We start from the raw sequence: 17,822 nt of genomic DNA, 5'->3' as shown, positions 1-17,822 counted from the left end.
CTCCGGTCTACTGCACCCTGGCCCGACGGCCGCTCTCGGCCTCGGCCTGCTCCTGCTCGTCCTCGTCCGGCTCGTCGGGCAGGTGGACGTCGTTGACGGCGATGTTCACCTCGACCACCTCCAGGCCGGTCATCTTCTCCACCGCCGCGACGATGTTGGCCCGGACCTCGGCCGCCAGCTTGGGGATCACCACGCCGTACTCCACCACCAGGGCGATGTCGATCGCGGTCTGCTTCTCCCCCACCTCCGCCTTGATCCCCCGGCCCACGCTCGACTTCCCGCCGGGCACCCGGTCCCGCATCGCCCCGAAGGTCCGGGAAAACCCGGACCCCAGCGCATGGATCCCGGTCACCTCGCGGGCGGCCATGCCGGCGATCTTCTCGACCACGCCGACGGCCAGGGCGGTGCGGCCACGCTCCTCCGCCGCCGCGGGCTTCGCGGTGTCGTTCTTGGCCAGGGCGGCGGGCGTCGGGCTCTCGGGCATCAGTGGGCTCCTCGCGGTACGGGTCCAGCTATATCGCAAACCAGCCCAACTCTGACATTCCGCCACGGGTCGCGCCCGCTCTGAGGACCGTACGGCCCAGTGGTCCCCGCTCGCGCCCCGGTTGGCGCCCCTCAGGGGCGCGAGGAACTGCGCGAGTACGGAAGGCGGCTCAGCGCTTGATCGGGGCATGCGAGCCAGTTGCACGTACTGCCGTTCCCCCGCGCGCAGTTCCCCGCGCCCCCGAGGGCGTAACCACTACCGAAAAAGGGCCCGCCCCCGGGGTGGGAACGGGCCCTTCGTGAGGGGGCGTCAGTCGCCGAGGCCGGCGAGGTCGCGGAGGCGGCGGGCCTGGGCGGCGCGTTCGGCGGTGCGCTGCTCGTCGTAGGTGCGGGTGGCGGCGCCCTGGAGGAGGGCCTTGGTCTCGATGACGGCGCTGCGCGGGGCGGCGAGCAGCGCGGCCGCGAGGTCGCGCGCCGCGGCGTCGAGCTCGGCGGCGGGGACGGCGAGGTTGGCCAGCCCGGTGGCCACGGCCTCCTCCGCACCGACCTGCCGGCCGGTCGCGCAGATCTCCAGGGCCCGGGCGTAGCCGACGAGTTCGGTGAGCGGCTTGGTGCCGGCCAGGTCGGGGACCAGCCCGAGGGAGGTCTCCTTCATGCAGAACCGGACGTCGTCCGCGACCACCCGGATGTCGCAGCCGAGCGCCAGCTGGAAGCCGGCCCCGACCGCGTGGCCCTGGACGGCGGCGATCGAGATCAGGTCGGGGCGGCGCCACCAGGTGAAGGCGTCCTGGTAGGAGGCGATGGTCTCGTCGAGGTCCTTGTCGTCCGCGGCGGCGAGCTGGAGGAAGTTCCGCTCCCCTGGGATGCCCTCGGGAGTGAACATGGCCCGGTCGAGCCCGGCGGAGAAGGAGGGGCCCTCACCCCGCAGCAGCACCACCCGGACGGTGCCGGGCAGGCTGCGGCCGATGGCGGTGAGCGCACGCCACATGGCGGGCGACTGGGCGTTGCGGCGGTCCGGGCGGCAGAGCGTCACCACGGCGGTGTCGCCCTCGACTTCGAGCCGGATCCCGGCCTGCTCCAGGAGTTGCGGGTCGAGGTCGACGGCGGGGCTGGTCATGAGCGGTACCTCCGGCAGCGGGGTGACTGGCTACCGGAGAGTAACAAAAACCGGCACCGCCGGACAGTGCCCGTTCGGGGCCGCCCGCGGTGCCGGGAACGACGATCGGCGGTCCGGGATTCCGGCCGCCGATTCGTCTGGAGCTGGGAGCTGAGTGGTGATGCGTGCGCGTGTGCGGCGATCAGCCGCGTGGTCCTACGGACGTGCCGGCGCTCGGGTCAACTGGCGCTGCCTTGCCGGACCACTGGCCCGACGGTCCGTCAGGAACCGGAAGCAGCAGCGGTCTTGCCCTTGCCTCGGGTGGCACCGCCACGGCCCCGGAGATTGACCCCGGACTCGCTGAGCATGCGGTGCACGAAGCCGTAGGAACGGCCGGTGGATTCCGCGAGCGCGCGAATGCTCGCTCCGGAGTCGTACTGCTTCTTGAGATCGGCCGCGAGCTTCTCACGCGCGGCACCAGTCACCCGGCTGCCCTTTTTCAGAGTCTCGGCCACCCGTGCCTCCTCGTAACTGTGCTGCTCGGTCAGATTCCCATGATCACCCATAGCCAGGCTCCTGGCCACCCATTCGACAAGGTCGATACCGGGAAAGCGCAGTCTGCCGGTCGTGATCGCAGCGCACAAGGGCGCTCACCAAGAGTGCTCGCGCCCCCTCGGACGGCACACGAGGGGATGGGGTGAAGAGAGAAAGAGCTGATCAGCACGGGCGGGCGGGGGGATGAACACCGCCCGGACACGAGTGGAACTCCTCAAACGGAATCCGGGAGTCTCCCATTCCCGGATTCCGTCAGAGACCGGCTTTTCTACGTCGGATTAGTGAGGAGGCGTCTACTCGGCCCCTCACCCGGGCACTCAGGCCAGCGAGACCAGGTCCGCGTAGTCGGCGCTCCACAGGTCTTCGACGCCGTCCGGGAGCAGGATGATCCGCTCCGGCTGGAGCGCCTCGACCGCGCCCTCGTCGTGGGTCACCAGGACCACCGCACCGGTGAAGGTGCGCAGCGCGCCGAGGATCTCCTCGCGGCTGGCCGGGTCGAGGTTGTTGGTGGGCTCGTCGAGCAGCAGCACGTTGGCGGAGGAGACCACCAGGGAGGCCAGCGCCAGACGGGTCTTCTCGCCACCGGAGAGCACCCCGGCCGGCTTGTCGACGTCGTCGCCGGAGAACAGGAAGGAGCCGAGGATCTTCCGGATCTGCACCAGGTCGGTGTCGGGGGCGGAGGAGCGCATGTTCTCCAGCACGGTCCGCTCGGGGTCGAGGGTCTCGTGCTCCTGCGCGTAGTAGCCGATCTTCAGGCCGTGGCCCGGGATCACCTCGCCGGTGTCCGGCTGCTCGACGCCCGCGAGCATCCGCAGCAGGGTGGTCTTGCCCGCGCCGTTGAAGCCGAGGATGACCACGCGCGAGCCGCGGTCGATGGCCAGGCCGACGTCGGTGAAGATCTCCAGCGAACCGTAGGACTTGGAGAGGCCGCTGGCGGTCAGCGGGGTCTTGCCGCACGGGGCCGGGTCCGGGAAGCGCAGCTTGGCGACCTTGTCGGAGACCCGGGCCTGCTCCAGGCCGGAGAGCAGCTTCTCGGCGCGGCGGGCCATGTTCTGCGCGGCCACCGTCTTGGTCGCCTTGGCGCGCATCTTGTCGGCCTGGGCGTTGAGGGTGGCGGCCTTCTTCTCGGCGTTGGCCCGCTCGCGCTTGCGGCGCTTCTCGTCGTCCTCGCGCTGCTGCTGGTACTGCTTCCAGCCCATGTTGTAGATGTCGATGGCGGCGCGGTTGGCGTCCAGGTAGAAGACCTTGTTGACGACCGTCTCGACCAGGTCGACGTCGTGCGAGATGACGATGAAGCCGCCCTTGTAGGTCTTCAGGAAGTCGCGCAGCCAGACGATCGAGTCGGCGTCGAGGTGGTTGGTCGGCTCGTCGAGCAGCAGGATGTCGGAGTCCGAGAAGAGGATCCGGGCCAGCTCGACGCGGCGGCGCTGACCACCGGAGAGGGTGTGCAGCTCCTGGCCGAGGATGCGGTCCGGCAGGCCGAGCGCGGCGGCGATGGTGGCGGCCTCTGCCTCGGCGGCGTAGCCGCCCTTGGTGAGGAACTCGGTCTCCAGGCGGGCGTACTTCTTCATCGCGTTGTCGCGGGTGGCGCCCTTGCCGTTGGCCATCCGCTCCTCGTTCTCGCGCATCTTCTTGAGCACGGTGTCGAGGCCACGGGCGGAGAGGATGCGGTCGCGGGCGAGGACGTCCAGGTCACCGGTGCGCGGGTCCTGCGGCAGGTAGCCGACCTGGCCCGAGCTGGTCACGGTGCCGGCGGCGGGCAGACCCTCGCCGGCCAGGACCTTGGTGAGGGTGGTCTTGCCGGCGCCGTTGCGGCCGACCAGGCCGATCCGGTCGCCGGGGGCGATCCGGAAGGAGGCGGACTCGATGAGGACGCGGGCACCGGCACGCAGTTCGAGCGCGTTGGCAGCAATCATGGCTGTGGGTACTCCTGGGACTGGCGGGGGCAGCGGACGGCGGGCATCTGGCGGGCGCTGCGCGCGCTAATGCCGGGAGGGAACAGCCATGCGGGCCAGTCTACCGGCAGCCCGGAGGAACCCCGGAAGGATTAAACCTCCGGAGCCGAGGTGCAGCCGGCGTGAGTGGTTGCGCACCGCAGGGGCGCGGGGAACTGCGCGCGGGGGAACGGCAGGGCGTGCAACTGGCTCGCCTGCCCCGATCTGGCCCTGGTCCGCCTTCCGATTCGCGCAGTTCCTCGCGCCCCCATGGCCCCTTCGGGGCCACCGGGGTCAGCCGGTGGGGCAGCCCGGGCGGGGGTGGAGGGCGGCGAAGTCGGTGGTGCAGGCGGATTCGGGGGTGGTGAGGCGGGTGTCGTAGACGCGGGTGCCGAGGACCGGGCCGTCCTCCAGCGAGACGCGCTGCTCGTCCAGGCGGCGCAGCTGCACGTTGGGGCCGACGCCGAGCTGGAAGCCCCGGCCGTTGAGCTTGAAGCCGGTCACGCCGCCGGGCAGCTGGCCGCCCGCGCTGGTGCTGCCGGTGCAGGAGCGCGGTACCAGGACCGCGTAGTCGGTGTGCACGGCCCGCAGCGGGTCGTACGAACAGCCGGACAGCGGACGGGAGTTGAACCGCAGGTCGCCGTCACTGTCGCGGAAGCCCATGGTCAGTGCCGGCGTCACCACGGCGACCCAGCCGCCGTCCGGGTCGTTCACCGGCTGGAGCGCGGCGGCGGCGCGGCGGACGGCGGTGGCCAGCTTCTCGGCCTCGGTGCGGCTGCCGGTCTCCTTGAGGTCACTGCCGGCCAGCCACTCGTCCAGGCCGGGGACGGCCCGGTGCCAGCGGACCTCGTGGTCGCTGGGCCGGACGGAGGTGACCATGCCGTCGTCCCAGACCACCACGGCGTTCTCGCCGACCATCGACAGGTGCAGGGCGGTCGCGCCCTCGCGGCGGTAGGACCAGAGGTGCTCGGCGGTCAGCCGGTCGTAGGCCTCCAGGCCGGGACCGACCTTGAGCTCCAGGGCACCGGAGTCGCGGGGCTGGGCGCCCACGGGGCTGGCGTCCACGGCGCCCGGCTTGACCAGGACGTCGCCGAACGGGACGGGCTTGTTGGCGTGTGCCGCGGCGCCCGCGCCGAGCACCACGAGGACGGCGACGGCGGGCAGCACGGATCGTCGGACGGGGGCAGGCAGCTTCCAGGACACGGGCGGAGCGTACCCGGGCCGGGCCGGGTCCGTCAGCCAGGCTCGGCCGTCCACCCGGAAGACTGACGGGTTCTCCGAGGTCCGCCCGGCACCCTCCGGACCTGGGACTCTCGGCGGGCGGGCGCCCTCACCCGGGGCTAGGGTGCGACTGCGGTCACCCGACGGACTGTTACAGAGGTGGTACTCGATGCAGTTTGACGACCAGGCGGATCTGGACACCTCTCAGGTCCAGGACCGGCGCGGGATGTCGGGCGGCGGGAAGATCGCGGTGGGCGGCGGGGCGGTCGGCCTGATCGGGCTGGTGCTGGCCCTGCTGCTGGGGATCGATCCGGGCAGCGTCGGGCTCACCGACGGCTCGACGGGCACCTCCGGCGGGGCCACCACGGCCAGCCAGGTGGACGACACCTGCAAGACCGGCGCGGACGCCAACCGGCGGCAGGACTGCCGGATCGTCGCCGTGGTGAACAGCGTGCAGGACTTCTGGCGCCAGGAGTTCACCCGGCGGGCCGGGGCCTACTCCCCCGCCCAGACCGTGCTCTTCACCAACCAGGTGAACACCGCCTGCGGGGCGGCGAGCTCCGCGGTCGGCCCGTTCTACTGCCCGGGCGACCGCAAGGCCTACTTCGACCTCGGCTTCTTCAACGAGCTGAGCACGCGCTTCGGCGCCAAGGGCGGCCCGTTCGCCGAGGCCTACGTGGTGGCGCACGAGTACGGGCACCACATCCAGAACCTGACCGGGCAGATGAAGAAGGTCGGCAACGACCGGCAGGGCGCGGACAGCGGCTCGGTGAAGCTGGAGCTGCAGGCGGACTGCTACGCCGGAGTGTGGGCGTACAACGCGACCCGCACGCCGCTGGCCACCACCGGGCGCCCCCTGATCACCTCGCTCACCGAGGCCGACATCGCGGCCGGGCTGGACGCGGCGGCCGCCGTCGGGGACGACCGGATCCAGCAGCAGGCCCGCGGCCGGGTCAATCCGGAGACCTGGACCCACGGCTCCTCGGCCCAGCGCCAGCAGTGGTTCACCACCGGGTTCCGGACCGGGGACATGGCCAAGTGCAACACCTTCGGCTGATCCGTCCGGACGGACCGCCCGCGACCTACCACTATCGAGTGACATGAGGCTTTTCTGACGGTCTGTGGGATTACCGTCGTGCGTGCGGGCCTGCCCGGGCCCGTCGGCACGTCCCCCGAGGAGAAGACCCATGCGAATCGGCCGCCTCACGCTGGCCGCCGCCGCGCTGCTGCTGGTGACCACCGCGAGCGTCCCCGCCGGCACCCCGCTGAGCCAGACCGAGCGGCACGCGTGGCTCTCCTCGGACGCCATCGAGCCGCGCGGCGCGGCGCCCCGTCCGAACGTCCAGCGGGCCAGGCACGAGCCGCCGTTCGGCGCCTTCGTCGGCTCCTGGGACAACTACATCCCCAACATCGCCCGGATGGCCACCTGGCTCAAGGGCGCCAACATGCAGGTCGGCCACACCTACCTGGCCGGGAACGGCTGGAACGACGTCGAGGGCGAGACGGTGGTGCTCGGCCTCTGGTCGCAGTGGAAACTGGCCGACCCGCAGCGCAAGTTGGTGCTCGGCGTGCCGATGCTGGTGCCGAACGAGAACAACACCCCCGACCCCGAGGTGGCCCGGCTGCTGGCCCGGGCCAACAAGGGCGAGTTCGACCAGCACTTCCTCAAGCTGGCCCGCAAGCTGGTCGCGCTCGGCGGCCACGACACCGTCATCACCCTGGGCTGGGAGATGAACGGCATCACCTACACCAGCCGCTGCAAGCCCGACCCGACCGCCTGGAAGGCGTACTGGCGGCGGATCGTGACGGTGATGCGCTCGGTGCCGGGGCAGCACTTCCAGTTCGACTTCAACCCGACCCGGGGGCTGGACGCGATCCCCTGGACCAGGTGCTACCCCGGCGACGACGTGGTCGACATCATCGGCATGGACAGCTACGACCAGCCGGCCGGCGCCACCTTCGACGAGTACGTCTCCGAGCCCTACGGCCTGCAGGACCAGGTGGAGTTCGCCGCCAAGCGCGGCAAGCCGGTCTCGTACCCGGAGTGGGGGCTGTTCCGCAACGGCGACAACCCCGAGTTCGTCCGGCGGATGGTGGACTGGATCCGCACCCACGACACCGCCTACCAGACCGTCACCGACTACTGCCCGCACGGCTTCTGGCAGTGCGACCGGAACCCGCGCTCCAGCCGCGTCTACCGCGACCTGATGACCGGCTCCAAGGGCGCCACCGCCCCGTCAGCCGCGCATCCGGGCCAGTAGCGCCCGCTTCAGCCCCGGCATCCGGGTCCGCAGCTGGTGCACCAGCGCCAGCCGGACCCGGACCCGGACGGCCCGGGCCGCCGCCCAGGGCGCCAGCCTCCCCGGCCCCAGCACCAGCCGCTGGTTGGTGCGCTGGTCCGGGCGCCACCGCTGCTTGTACGGCTCCTGGCCGCGCAGCAGGCTGAGCACCGGGATGTCCGCCGCCCGCACCTCGTCCAGCGCGGCCCCGAACAGCAGCCCGGCGATGTCCACCCGCTCGCGCAGCACCGGGGTGGCCCCGTACATGTAGAGGCCGCCGAAGGACGGGCAGAGCAGCACCAGGTTGACCGCCACCAACTCCCCGTCCAGCACGAAGCGGTGGAGCGCGGCCCGGCCCGAGGCCACCAGCCCCCGGGTCGAGTCGGTGAGGTGGGCGGCGAAGCGCTCGGTGCGGTGCTCGGGGGTGATCCCGCGCTCCTGCCACTGCTCGAAGTGCAGCCGCAGCAGCTCCCGCACCACCTCCGGGACCTCCTCGGCGGCGGTGGTGAGCACCTGGACGCCGACCTCGGCGTTCTTGCGCAGCTTCACCCGGCTGCGCTGTGCGGTCTTGCCGGGGAGCCGCTTGAGCAGCTCGTCCATCGGCACCGCCGGCAGGTACTGGCAGAGCGAGTCCTCGAAGCGGTGCCCGCGGCCGCGCCAGTGCCGGTACACCTGCTGGACGGCGGCCTCCGGGTGCACCTCGCGCAGCTCCAGGGAGTGCCACGGGCGGTGCAGCGGGAGGGCGGCGGCCAGTTCGGCGGCGGCCCGGTCGGCGCAGGAGTCGTCCAGCAGGACGTCGGTGAAGTCCACCAGCCCCGCCCCGAGGTTGGTCAACCCCCCGAACGGGCCCCGGCGTTGCAGCGCCGCCGCCCCGACCAGCCGCTCGTCCCGGCGGACCAGGATCAGGACCAGGCCCCCCGGGGTGCCGTACTGGCGCCACCAGGAGGCCAGCCAGCAGGCGGCCTGGAACGGGGTCGCGGTGGCACAGCGGGCGGCCAACCCGTCCCACTCGTCGGCCAGTTGCTCGAGGGCGTCGTCCTCGCGGCGGATCTCGGCACTCCACCGGGGGGCGCCCGATCCGGTCTGGCTGGGGAGGCTGATGCCGGAGATCTCGGTGGTCATCGCCGGCTCCCCGCCTGCTGCGGCTCCTTGTCGGCGGCCTTCTTCTCGCCGTCCTCGGCCCGGCGCTTGGGCACGTCGAGGGAGAGGGCGACGGTGCGCTCGGAGTCCTCGGGGGTGACCGGTTCGGCCGGGGCCGGGGTCGGGGCCGGGGCCGGCTCCTCGGTGGCGGGGCGGGGGCGACGGGTCATCATCACCAGGGCGCCGAGCAGCAGGCCGCCGGCCGTGCCGACCGCGGTGTCCAGCGCGGCGGAGGGGGTGGCCGGGCGGTCCGGCTCGGCGGCGGTGGCCAGCGGCACCAGCCGGACGCCGGTCTCCTTGCTGCTGGTGTTGGCGAAGGCGATCAGCGACTTGGCGACCGCGTCGGCGGCCCGGGCGGCGTCGGCCGCGCGGCGGCCCGTGCCGGTGATCTCGATCACCGGGGCGTCGGGCGAGGTGGTGCCGCGGACCTGCTGCTCCAGCTCGGTGACGGAGCGGCCGGTCTCCGCGACCGCCCCCACCAGCACCTGCGGCTGGCCGGCCAGCCGGCCGTACGCCTGCGCGAAGTTGACGGCCGTGGCACTCTCCCCCGGCCCCTGCGGCACCACCACGACGTAGGAGTTGGCGGCGTAGCTCGGGTGCGAGACCACGGCGTAGCCGGCCCCCGCGACGGCGCCCAGCGGCACCGCGACGGCGATCGGCCACCAACGGCGGGCTCGGCTCAGAACGGACATGTGGTTACTCCTTCGAGGGTGGTCACCCCGGGGGCGCGAGGCTGTGACATGTGCGGCTCCGCCGCGTGGGCGCGCGGCGTCAGGGCAGCGCGTGCATCTGGCTCACCGAGCCCGGCTGAACGCTGGTCCGCCTTCCGAATCGCGCAGTTCCTCGCGCCCCTGGGCGCGCGTCACTTGGTCGTAGACCGTCCCCAGCCGCTCCGCGATCGAGGCGATGTCGTAGTGGCGGACCGCGTCCGGGATCGGGAGGGGGGCGCTGCGGCGGGACCAGAGCTCGCACAGGGCCGTGGTGTACGCGGCGGCGGTCTGCGGGAGGCGGGCCGCCTCGGGGGCGGCGGTCGGCGGGAGGTCGTCGAGGGCGGGGCAGGCGCTGTGGCGGACGGGGAGCCCGGCGGCCAGGCCCTCGAGGACGGTGAGGCCGAAGGTCTCCTCGGCCGAGGGGGCGGCCAACGCGTCGACGGTCGTGAGGAGTTCGGGCACGTCGCCGCGTTCGCCGGTGAGCACGATCCGGTGCCGGACGCCGAGATCGGCGGCCTGCCGCAGCAGGGCGTCCCGCTCGGGGCCGGCGCCGACCAGGAGCAGCCAGGGCTCCCGCAGCGCGGGGTACTCGGAGGCCAGCCGGGTGAGCTCGGCGAGCACGGTGACCAGCAGGTCGAACCGCTTGCCGGGCACCAGCCGCCCGACCGCGCCGATCACCCAGGCGGTCTGCGGCAGGCCGAGCTCGGCCCGGAGGTTCTGCCGCAGGGCGAGGCGGGAGGCGGTGGGCAGGGCGTAGCGGGCGGCGTCGATGCCGTTGGGCAGCAGCGCCACCCGGTGCTCGGGGACCCCCCAGTCGGCGAGGGTGGCGGCGACCTGCCGGGAGACCGCGACGGTGGTGGTGCCGAGCCGCTCGGCGGCCAGGTAGAGGGACTTGACGCCCCGGGTGACGGGGCGGCCCTCGATCACGGTGGCGTGCAGCGAGTGCTCGGTGGCCAGCACGGGGCGGACCCCGGCCAGCCGGGCGGCGAGGCGGCCGTAGAGCATGGCCCGGTACAGGTGGGTGTGCACCAGGTCGTACCGGCCGTGCCGGATCAGGCCGGTGAGGCGGGGCAGCACGCCGAGGTCGCGGTTGCCGCGCATCCGCAGGTCGTGCACGGTGACGCCGTCGGCGCGCAGGGCCTCGGCCACGCTGCCGGGGTTGGTCAGGGTGGCCACCTCGCACTCGTACCGCGGCGGGAGGTGGCGGACCATCAGTTCGAGCTGGCGCTCGGCCCCGCCGGAGGCCAGGCCGGTGATCACGTGCAGGACCCTCACCGGACCGACCTCCGGGGGCTGCGGCGCAGGCCGGTGACCACGTCGCGGAACCGGTGGCGGCCGCGCTTGGCCCGCAGCCGCCATGCGCCGTCCCGGTCGCCGACGTAGCTCCGGGGCAGGGCGAAGCGGCCGGTGAGCCCGCCGTGCGCGATGGCGCAGGCGTAGTCGTAGCCGGCGTCCCGGACCGCCAGGGTGGCCGCCAGGTCCACCGCGCCGTACGGGTAGCAGAAGCCGGTGACGGGGCCGCCGATCAGCTCCTCGACGGCCCGCCGGCTCTCCCTGGTCTGGACGGCCAGCGCCTCGGCGGAGAGGCCGGGCAGGGCGCGGTGGCCGAGGCCGTGGGAGCCGATCTCCCATCCGGCCCGGGCGAGATCGGTCACCTGGTCGACGGTGAGCAGCTGCTTGCGCGGGCCCTCGATGTCCCAGCCGTTCTCGGTGCCGAGCAGGTCGGGCACCACGTAGGCGGTGGCGGTGAAGCCGTACTGGTGCAGCACCGGGACGGCGTGCCGGGCGAAGTCGGCGTAGCCGTCGTCGAAGGTCAGGCCGACCAGCCGGTCGGCCCGGCCCGCCGCGCGGGCCCTGAGCAGTTCGCGGACGCTGACGCCGCGTCGGTTGGTGCGGTGCAGCCACTCCATCTGGGCGGCGAACCGGCTGGGGCTGACGGTGAGGAGGTACGGGTCCTCCTCCTCGTCGGCCACCGAGTGGTACATCAGGATCCACGGTGCGGTCCGGCCCAGGCCGGCCGGGGGTTTCGGCCTGCCGGAGCGGGCCTGCGCCGGCAGGCGCAGGTGCTGGGCTGAGTCAACGTCCATGGGGCTTCCCTTCTGCGGGCGAAGGTTGGAGGGCCTTGGTGGCGGCCAGGAGGGGGGCGCGCACCTCGGGGGCGCCGAGGGCGGCGGCGAGGGCGGCGAAGACGGTGAGGACGGTCAGACCGCCCAGCAGGGTGGCCAGCAGCGGGTCCCGGACCAGACCGTCGATCAGCCAGCCGAGGACGGCGGCGCCCAAGGCGGCCGCCAGCAACCGGGCCTGACCGCTGATCACCTTCGGCACCCGCAGCGCGATCCCGCGCAGCAGCAGACCGCGCATCAGCAGCGCCGCGGTGGTGGTGATCCCGGCCGCGTTCCCGGCCGCCAGGCCGAGGCCTCCGTACCGGGGGGTGGCGGCCAGGCCGACCGCCACCGTGACCACCAGGCCGAGCGCCATCGCACCGACCGGGTACCAGTCCAGCCGGGTGACCCGGAAGCTGGCCGGGTCCTCGTCGGCCCGGCGGACCACCGGGCGGACCGAGAAGTACGGACGGACCATCACCCCGATCAGGGCCTGGGCCGGCAGGCCGAAGCTGTAGACCCGGATCACCGCGGCGGTGGCGGCGGTGTCGTGGGCGGTGAAGGCTCCGCGCTCGAACAGCAGCGCCACCACCGACGGGGCGCAGGCCATCATGAACGCGGTGCCCATCAGGACCAGCGCCGTGGCCTGGCCGATGTCCTTCTCCACCCGGTCCCGGGCCGCCCCCAGGTCACCGGCGGCCAGCGCGCGGGCCACCACCGGGAAGGTCACGGTGCAGATCAGGATGGCCGCCGTCATGGCGAGTTGGGAGATCTTGGCGGCGTAGTTCAGGTGCGAGATGGTGCCCGGGGGCAGGCCCGAACCGAGGTGCCGCTCGATGAACACCTGGGACTGCCGGGTGAGGGTGAAGCCCGCCACCGGCAGCATCGCCAGCGGGATCAGCACCAGCCCGGCCGTCCCCCGGCGGGACTTGCGGCGCTTGGCCCCGCGGAGCTTCTTCAGGAACGGGCCGACCAGCACCGCCGCCATCAGCACGCTGCCGGTCGCCACGCCGATCGCGGCGGACTTGACGCCCCAGACTGTGTGGCCGGTGAGCAGGATGCCGAGGATGGCGAGGTTGTAGGCGACGTAGATGCCGGCCGGGGCGGTGAAGCTGTGGTGCGCCCGGAGGGCGGAGCCGAGGTAGCCGGCCACACCGAACGGGAGGATGGTCAGGGCGGTGATCCGGGTGCAGCTGACGGCGAGCGCCGGGTCGGCCAGGCCGGGGGCCAGGAAGCCGACCAGGTGCGGGGCGCCTACGGCGACGGCGGCCGAGAGGCTGCAGAGCGAGAGCAGCAGCCAGGGCAGCGTGGCGCGGACCAACTGGCGGACCGGGTCCGGGCCGTGGGGACGCTCCTCGCGCAGCACCAGGGCCAGGCTGAACGCCGGGACCATCAGGAAGGCCATCGCGTCCTCGATCAGCAGCGGCGCGGCGGTCTCGGGGACGGTCCAGGCGACCAGGAAGGCGTCGGTGCCCTGGTTGGCGCCGAAGTAGCGGGCCAGCAGGAGGTCGCGGAGCAGGCCGAAGGCGGAGCCGGCGGCGGTGAGCAGTGCGGTGACCCCGAAGGCCCGGGCGAGGAAGTCGCGGCGGGGCGGCGTGCTCTCCGTCCGCGGCGCGGGGACCTCGGCGACGGCCAGTTGCTGATCGGTGCTCACCGCTGCGCCGCCTCCCCGGGGAACGCCGCCCGGATCGCCAGGCCGAGGATCACCGAGGTCAGCACGGTGGTGGTTCCCCCGATGTCCGCGTACAGGAAGTCGACGACCACCCACGCCAGCAGTCCGAGCGCCGCCAGCCGCACGCCGCGGGGAACGGCCGACGCGGCGCCGCTCCCGCCGGAGGCGTCCGGGCCGGCGTTGCGGAGGCAGTTGAGGAGGAGGGTCAGGAAGAGGGCCAGGTAGGCGAGGGCGCCGATCAGGCCCTGTTCGCTGAGGACGAGGAAGTACATGTTGTGGGGGGAGAGGAGGGGCTCGCGGGTGAAGCCCATCTGGGAGTCGGCGGCGTCGCTGCCGGAGGAGAGGCGGATCGGGGCGTGGCTGTCGCGGAGTTGCTGGAAGGCCTTGGGGCCGGCTCCGGTGGTGGGGTGGTCCTGCCAGATGCGGACGGCGGTGCCCCAGAGGTCGTAGCGGTCGGTCACGGACTGGTCGGGGGCGGAGGAGACCGAGCCGATGCTGGTGAGCCGGTCGGTGACGCCCGCGCCACCGAGGCCGAGGCCGCCGATCGCGACGACGCCGAGCGCGAGGGCGATGACCGCGCCGCGCAGGGCGAGCCGGGCGTCGGCCCGCAGCAGCAGGACGGCGACGGCGACGGCGGTGGCGATCCAGCTGCCGCGGCTGAAGGAGACCGCGAGCGGGAAGAGCAGGAACGCGGCGGAGGCGTACAGCGAGAGCCGCAGGCCGCGCCGCCCGCCGGGCCCCCGCTCGCCGAGGGCGAGCGCGAGCGCGGCGATCAGGCCGAAGCTGACCACGGTCGACATCGCCATGACGTCGAGCGCACCGAAGGTGCCGATGGCCCGGATCGGCTGCCCGGTGTAGGAGGCGCCGGTGCCGGTGAGGAACTGCTTGGCGCCGACCACGCCCTGCACCAGGGCGGCCAGCACCAGGGAGCCGAGCACCAGTTGCTGGTCGGTCCGGTCCCGCAGGGAGCAGAGCACGGCGGCCGGCACCAGGACGAAGACCTGGACCAGGCGGACGAAGCCGGTGACGCTGGTGGAGGGGTCGATGGAGTGCACGGTGGCGACCCCGGCGGCCACTACCACCGCGCCGAAGAGCACGCAGACGGTGCGGTTCAGCGCCGGGAGCCGGCCCCGCAGGAGGGCGAGGCCGGTCACCGCGACCAGGGCCAGCGAGGCGAGGTCGGCGGCGGTGACGTGGACGGCGGCGGTGACGTCCTTCTCGCCGGTGGGCACGCAGACCAGCAGCACGGTGGCCGCGGCCAGCAGGCTGGGCCGCTGGAGCCGGTGGGTGCGGGCCGTCAACCGGGCGGGTAACACCCGGTGGTGAGGAAGGGTCAGGGCCACCTGGTCGTCAGCTCCCGTCCGGATGCAGCATGAGGGCGGCGGTACGGAAGAGCAGCTTGACGTCGAGCCAGAGGCTCCAGCTCTCGATGTACCGGTTGTCGAAGCGGGCCCGGTCCTCGATGGAGGTGTCGCCGCGCAGGCCGTTGACCTGGGCGAGGCCGGTGAGACCGACCGGGACGCGGTGGCGGTCGGCGTACTCGGGGTAGGCCTGGCCGAACCGCATGACGAAGTACGGGCGTTCGGGGCGCGGGCCGACCAGGCTCATGTCGCCGCGCAGCACGTTCCACAGCTGCGGCAGCTCGTCCAGCGAGCTCTTGCGCAGGAAGTGGCCGACCGGGCTCATCCGGTGGTCCTGGGAGATGTTCCAGTGGGTGGCCGACTCGTGCTCGTTGGCCGGGCGCAGGGTACGGAACTTGAGGACGGTGAAGACCCGGCCGTCCAGCCCGGTGCGCTGCTGGCGGAAGAGCACGCCGGGGCCGGTGTCCAGCCGGACGGCGAGGGCGACCGCGCCGAGCAGCGGGGAGACCAGCAGCAGGCCGAACCCGGCCGCGGCGACGTCGAGCATGCGCTTGGCGAGCCAGCCGGGGCGCTGCATGGCCGGGCGGCCGACCTGGAGGCAGGGGAAGCCCCAGAGGTGGTCCTGGTCCTTGCTGCGGACCGCGCCGTACTCCCGGAGGGAGGGCACCAGCCAGACCTCGCAGCCGAGTTGGGCGGCCTTGCGCAGGCTGGCGGCGGTCTCGGGGTCGTCGGTGGTGCTGTCGGTGGCGATCACGTGCCGGATGCGGTGACGGCGGATCACCCGGCCGATCTCCTCCCGGCTGCCGAGCACCGGCAGCTTGGCGTCCTCGGCCAGCAGCACCGGCTCGGAGTCCAGGAAGCCGAGCGGGCTGAGGCCGTAGGAGGGGTGCTCGGCGAGGGCGGCGGCGACCTTCTGGCCGTGCTGGCCGGCGCCGAGCACCAGGGTGGGGCTGGGCCGGCGGCGGCGGCCGCGGCGCAGCAGCCGGTAGACCAGGGCCCGGCCGGTGGCGGCGACGGGCAGGAAGACGGCCAGCAGGGCGAGCAGCCGCAGCGGGGAGGCGGGGCTGTCGGGCCAACCCTCCAGGCAGGCGGCCAGGGTGACGGCGAAGGCGGTGGCGACGGTGGCCCGGGCGGCGAGCGCGGGGAACTCGTCCAGCGCGGAGAGGGTGAGCCGGTTGCGGTAGAGGCCGCCGGCCAGGTTGAGCGCCAGCAGGAAGGGCAGCACGGCGGCGGCCGCGTGCAGCGGGTCGGTGAGGGCGATGGCGGCGGCCAGGGCCAGGCAGTCCACGGTGACCAGGGCGGCCGGGCGGACGATCCGGAACGGGGCCCGGCGGCGGTACCGCCGACTGATCGGCGGGGCGGGCCGGGAGGTGGCCGGTCGTCGTGGCGGTCGCCGCTCCAGGAGCTCGGTGGCGACCCGGCGGGAGGGGGGCGGCACCGGGCGGCCCGGCCGAGGCACACTCTCGTGGTCAATGGTCATCAGCGCACGAACTCCCCTGCTGTGTACCCGTCTTGACGGGACACCCGGACCCGAGTCGGACCGACGAGGTAATCCCGGCCGACGGATGCGGTCCAGGTAGCGCCTGCTGCCACGGGCGGCTATTCGGGTATTTCCGAGTACGGCGCTCAGAAATGACAGCGAAGCAGGCAAAATCAGACAATACCGAACGCTGGCTTGGTTCCAGGAAGCTGACTTGCCATTTCATTCCACCCGCCCATTAATAAGACTTTCGGATTTTGAATCCTCGGCCGCCTGGTCGAGATGCGAACACGGCAGCGCCCTCGCGGCGAGCATTCACGGTCTGAGAAACGATCAGAACCGCCCGGGGACACGGGTGTCGGACTCCTCGGCGAGCCTCGGCGCGGGGACCTCCTCCCGGAGGAGGGTTCGATAGAGGTCCCCCACCTGCCGGACGACCCCTCGGACATCGTGATGATCGGACATTCGTTCCCGGGCGATCAGACCGAGGCGTTCGCATTCGATCGGATCGCTCAGCGCACGCACGACCAGTCGGGCGAGCGCGGCCGGGTCCTCCGGCTCCACCAGCCCGTGCGCGAGGAGTTCCGGCGGCAGGCTCTCGCGGGCCCCGGGCACGTCCGTCAGCAGCACCGGGCGGGCGGTGGCCATCGCCTCCAGCGGGGCCAACGCCATCCCCTCCCAGCGCGAGGGCAGCACCACCAGATCGGCGGCGGCCAGCCAGGGCCGTGGGTCGGCGACGTCCCCGGCCAGCCGGACGGAGGAGGGCTCGGGCAGCTCGCGGACGGCTGCGGCCAGCGCGTTGGCCTCCGGGCCGCCACCGACCAGGGCCAGCCTGGCCTGCGGCAGCGCGGAGACGACGGCGGGCCAGGCGGCCAGCAGCACGTCCTGGCCCTTCTGGCGGCAGAGCCGCCCGACGCAGACCGCCAGCGGCGCGGCCGGGTCGAGGCCGAGCGACATCCGGGCGGCCCGGCGCGCGGCGGAGTCCGCGGGGGCGTGGTGGCGCAGGTCCACGCCGTTCGGCACCACCTGCCAACGGGCCGTCAGACCGGCGGCCTCGCCGTCGGCCCGCTCCTGCCCGCTGACGCAGAGCACCGCGTGCGACCACCGGCGGGCGGCCAGCCGCTCCCAGCGCAGGGTGGCCGCGGCCACCGCGCCCGTGACGGCGGCGAAGGACCAGGCATGCGGCTGGAAGACGGTGGGCACCGAGCCGCGCACCGCCAGCCGTCCGGCCAGACCGGCCTTGGAGCTGTGCAGGTGCAGCACGTCGGGGTTGGTGCCGCGGACGATCCGGCGCAGCCGCCAGGCCTCCCCCGCGGTGCCCGGCCCGGGCGAGCGCCCGGCCTCCCAGTCCAGCACCAGCGCCCCGGCGGCCGCCGCCTCGGCGGCCAGCCTGCCCTCGGGCGGGCAGGCCACCAACACCCGGCAGCCGGCCTCGCGTTGACCTCGGACCAGGTCGACCACGACGCGGGCTACGCCGCCGTCGACGGGCTGGGAGACGTGAAGGATAGTCATCGGCACGGCGGCGAGCCTAGGTTCGCCGCCGCACCGGTCCGGGGCACCATCACCCGTACCGGTGACAACGACCACCCGTACGGGGAACGGCGGGCCGCCGTCTGCGGGCGAAGGTGGTCACCCCGGGGCGCGGGCGTCAGTGGTCACCCTGGGGGCGCGGGGAACTGCTGATCGGCGGCTCCGCCGCGGGGCGCGCCGGGGAACGGCAGCACGGGCGACTGGCTGACGTGCCCCGACCTCGCCCCGGGCCGCCTTCCGGACTCGCGCAGTTCCTCGC

At 73.4% G+C, this 17,822-nt stretch carries 15 protein-coding genes; 2 read left to right on the top strand and 13 right to left on the bottom strand.

Features of this window, described 5'->3' with window-relative positions; translation table 11 throughout:
* Positions 1 to 7 precede the first annotated feature (7 nt).
* From ACWCYY_RS17785 to ACWCYY_RS17765, 5 genes are all read right to left on the bottom strand, one after another.
* On the bottom strand, positions 8 to 484 hold the full coding sequence (locus tag ACWCYY_RS17785) for an Asp23/Gls24 family envelope stress response protein (protein WP_345290763.1): 477 nt from the start codon (positions 482 to 484) through the stop codon (positions 8 to 10).
* A 309-nt stretch (positions 485 to 793) separates the two neighbouring features.
* Positions 794 to 1,600: an enoyl-CoA hydratase/isomerase family protein gene (locus ACWCYY_RS17780; RefSeq protein WP_345290764.1), complete on the bottom strand. Its 807-nt coding sequence runs from the start codon at positions 1,598 to 1,600 to the stop codon at positions 794 to 796.
* A 260-nt stretch (positions 1,601 to 1,860) separates the two neighbouring features.
* The gene (locus ACWCYY_RS17775) at positions 1,861 to 2,094 is read right to left on the bottom strand and encodes a helix-turn-helix domain-containing protein (protein ID WP_396298946.1); all 234 of its coding nucleotides are present in this window, start codon (positions 2,092 to 2,094) and stop codon (positions 1,861 to 1,863) included.
* A 357-nt stretch (positions 2,095 to 2,451) separates the two neighbouring features.
* Positions 2,452 to 4,050 (bottom strand): ABC-F family ATP-binding cassette domain-containing protein, encoded by a 1,599-nt coding sequence (locus ACWCYY_RS17770; RefSeq protein ID WP_345290766.1) that lies wholly within the window; start codon positions 4,048 to 4,050, stop codon positions 2,452 to 2,454.
* 312 nt (positions 4,051 to 4,362) lie between these two features.
* Complete coding sequence (locus tag ACWCYY_RS17765) at positions 4,363 to 5,271, bottom strand: PQQ-binding-like beta-propeller repeat protein (protein WP_345290767.1); 909 nt, start codon at positions 5,269 to 5,271, stop codon at positions 4,363 to 4,365.
* Positions 5,272 to 5,458: 187 nt separating this feature from the next.
* On the opposite strand from ACWCYY_RS17765, the gene ypfJ reads away from it, so the two are divergent.
* Together ypfJ and ACWCYY_RS17755 are read left to right on the top strand one after the other, a co-directional pair.
* Entirely contained in the window at positions 5,459 to 6,346 is an 888-nt protein-coding gene (gene ypfJ / locus ACWCYY_RS17760; protein WP_345290768.1) for a KPN_02809 family neutral zinc metallopeptidase, read from the top strand.
* Between the two features lie 130 nt (positions 6,347 to 6,476).
* On the top strand, positions 6,477 to 7,550 hold the full coding sequence (locus tag ACWCYY_RS17755) for a glycoside hydrolase family 26 protein (RefSeq protein WP_345290769.1): 1,074 nt from the start codon (positions 6,477 to 6,479) through the stop codon (positions 7,548 to 7,550).
* On the opposite strand, the gene ACWCYY_RS17750 is transcribed toward ACWCYY_RS17755, so the two are convergent.
* The 8 genes from ACWCYY_RS17750 to ACWCYY_RS17715 all read right to left on the bottom strand — a co-directional run bounded on the left by ACWCYY_RS17750 (position 7,527) and on the right by ACWCYY_RS17715 (position 17,545).
* Positions 7,527 to 8,690 carry a GNAT family N-acetyltransferase gene (locus tag ACWCYY_RS17750; protein ID WP_449796541.1) on the bottom strand — a complete coding sequence of 388 codons (1,164 nt, stop codon included), beginning with the start codon at positions 8,688 to 8,690 and terminating at the stop codon, positions 7,527 to 7,529. The two genes, ACWCYY_RS17755 and ACWCYY_RS17750, sit on opposite strands and share 24 nt — an antisense overlap.
* Positions 8,687 to 9,400, bottom strand: a complete 714-nt coding sequence (locus ACWCYY_RS17745) for a lipopolysaccharide biosynthesis protein (RefSeq protein WP_449796540.1) — start codon at positions 9,398 to 9,400, stop codon at positions 8,687 to 8,689. Before ACWCYY_RS17745 ends, ACWCYY_RS17750 begins: the two co-directional genes overlap by 4 nt.
* A 102-nt stretch (positions 9,401 to 9,502) precedes the next feature.
* Positions 9,503 to 10,693: a glycosyltransferase gene (locus ACWCYY_RS17740; RefSeq protein ID WP_345290772.1), complete on the bottom strand. Its 1,191-nt coding sequence runs from the start codon at positions 10,691 to 10,693 to the stop codon at positions 9,503 to 9,505.
* A complete protein-coding gene (locus tag ACWCYY_RS17735) occupies positions 10,690 to 11,505 on the bottom strand; it encodes a polysaccharide deacetylase family protein (RefSeq protein WP_345290773.1) in 816 nt (271 codons plus the stop codon). Before ACWCYY_RS17735 ends, ACWCYY_RS17740 begins: the two co-directional genes overlap by 4 nt.
* Positions 11,495 to 13,174: a lipid II flippase MurJ gene (locus ACWCYY_RS17730; protein WP_345290774.1), complete on the bottom strand. Its 1,680-nt coding sequence runs from the start codon at positions 13,172 to 13,174 to the stop codon at positions 11,495 to 11,497. The genes ACWCYY_RS17735 and ACWCYY_RS17730 overlap by 11 nt, the downstream gene beginning before the upstream one ends.
* Complete coding sequence (locus tag ACWCYY_RS17725) at positions 13,171 to 14,493, bottom strand: O-antigen ligase family protein (protein ID WP_380149073.1); 1,323 nt, start codon at positions 14,491 to 14,493, stop codon at positions 13,171 to 13,173. The genes ACWCYY_RS17730 and ACWCYY_RS17725 overlap by 4 nt, the downstream gene beginning before the upstream one ends.
* Before the next feature lie 49 nt (positions 14,494 to 14,542).
* A complete protein-coding gene (locus ACWCYY_RS17720; RefSeq protein WP_345290776.1) occupies positions 14,543 to 16,033 on the bottom strand; it encodes a sugar transferase in 1,491 nt (496 codons plus the stop codon).
* 333 nt (positions 16,034 to 16,366) lie between these two features.
* Positions 16,367 to 17,545 carry a glycosyltransferase gene (locus ACWCYY_RS17715; RefSeq protein WP_345290777.1) on the bottom strand — a complete coding sequence of 393 codons (1,179 nt, stop codon included), beginning with the start codon at positions 17,543 to 17,545 and terminating at the stop codon, positions 16,367 to 16,369.
* Between the last annotated feature and the right edge of the window lie 277 nt (positions 17,546 to 17,822).

It is taken from the genome of Kitasatospora sp. NPDC001664, from assembly GCF_053596675.1.
Note: the sequence above shows the minus strand (reverse complement) of the source record. Positions and strands in the feature narration are given on the sequence as shown.

What these genes read in the sequence shown, in the direction of transcription:
- ACWCYY_RS17785 (WP_345290763.1), bottom strand. Translation starts at nt 484, where the DNA reads ATGCCCGAGAGCCCGACGCCCGCCGCCCTGGCCAAGAACGACACCGCG.
- ACWCYY_RS17780 (WP_345290764.1), bottom strand. Translation starts at nt 1,600, where the DNA reads ATGACCAGCCCCGCCGTCGACCTCGACCCGCAACTCCTGGAGCAGGCC.
- ACWCYY_RS17770 (WP_345290766.1), bottom strand. Translation starts at nt 4,050, where the DNA reads ATGATTGCTGCCAACGCGCTCGAACTGCGTGCCGGTGCCCGCGTCCTC.
- ypfJ (WP_345290768.1), top strand. Translation starts at nt 5,459, where the DNA reads ATGCAGTTTGACGACCAGGCGGATCTGGACACCTCTCAGGTCCAGGAC.
- ACWCYY_RS17755 (WP_345290769.1), top strand. Translation starts at nt 6,477, where the DNA reads ATGCGAATCGGCCGCCTCACGCTGGCCGCCGCCGCGCTGCTGCTGGTG.
- ACWCYY_RS17750 (WP_449796541.1), bottom strand. Translation starts at nt 8,690, where the DNA reads ATGACCACCGAGATCTCCGGCATCAGCCTCCCCAGCCAGACCGGATCG.
- ACWCYY_RS17745 (WP_449796540.1), bottom strand. Translation starts at nt 9,400, where the DNA reads ATGTCCGTTCTGAGCCGAGCCCGCCGTTGGTGGCCGATCGCCGTCGCG.
- ACWCYY_RS17735 (WP_345290773.1), bottom strand. Translation starts at nt 11,505, where the DNA reads ATGGACGTTGACTCAGCCCAGCACCTGCGCCTGCCGGCGCAGGCCCGC.
- ACWCYY_RS17720 (WP_345290776.1), bottom strand. Translation starts at nt 16,033, where the DNA reads ATGACCATTGACCACGAGAGTGTGCCTCGGCCGGGCCGCCCGGTGCCG.
- ACWCYY_RS17715 (WP_345290777.1), bottom strand. Translation starts at nt 17,545, where the DNA reads ATGACTATCCTTCACGTCTCCCAGCCCGTCGACGGCGGCGTAGCCCGC.